The sequence below is a fragment of the Shewanella scandinavica genome (genome assembly GCF_031932065.1).
Lineage (GTDB): Bacteria > Pseudomonadota > Gammaproteobacteria > Enterobacterales > Shewanellaceae > Shewanella > Shewanella baltica.
Window position 1 is genome coordinate 1 of record NZ_JAUOES010000069.1, and the last position, 570, is coordinate 570.

Below are 570 nucleotides of genomic sequence, written 5' to 3' on the forward strand. Positions count from 1 at the left end.
ACCGTTAGTACAACTTTGGTGGGTTTCCTTTGTTTTCTACAACACGTTCTACTTGAGATTCCCATTTACGAATAAGCTGCGAAAACTCATTGGAAATCAAGTAGTCATCAGATGAACTGCTTAAGTGAAATTCCGGCATGTAAGTACCTAGTACACCCTGCTCCAATATGCCGTCTGCAATAACACCGGATTCTCGTATAATCAAAACCGGAAGTCCGATCTGGAAAGCCATCGCGGGCTCAATATGGCTATAAGGGCTAGTTAGCCACTTATCATCTAAAGAATATTCATCAGGTGTACCTGGCTTTCCCTTACCTTGCGTAATTAGAGCTCTTCTAAACGCGATGGTAATTAAGCCGTTAGATTCAAGCATAAGCCTGCGGATCGCTTTTAGCGGTGCATCCATATCGTAATCCGTGACGCCTAGAGTCCTAGGTTCATAACCTCTGCTAACCAAATACTCACACAACGTTTCAATAAAAACTTGTTGTTCATCATTGTAAGGGCGGGGGTAACTTAGAAATACTGACTTTCCCATTTAAAACCTCTTAACTTGTTGAATCCTAGAAC

General features: G+C 41.9%; 1 protein-coding gene. It reads right to left on the minus strand.

Going from position 1 to position 570, the window contains the following annotated elements; all coding sequences use genetic code 11:
• Nucleotides 1-4: 4 nt before the first annotated feature.
• Nucleotides 5-538, minus strand: a complete 534-nt coding sequence (locus tag Q4Q50_RS22345; protein ID WP_194575648.1) for a hypothetical protein — start codon at nucleotides 536-538, stop codon at nucleotides 5-7.
• Nucleotides 539-570: the final 32 nt, after the last annotated feature.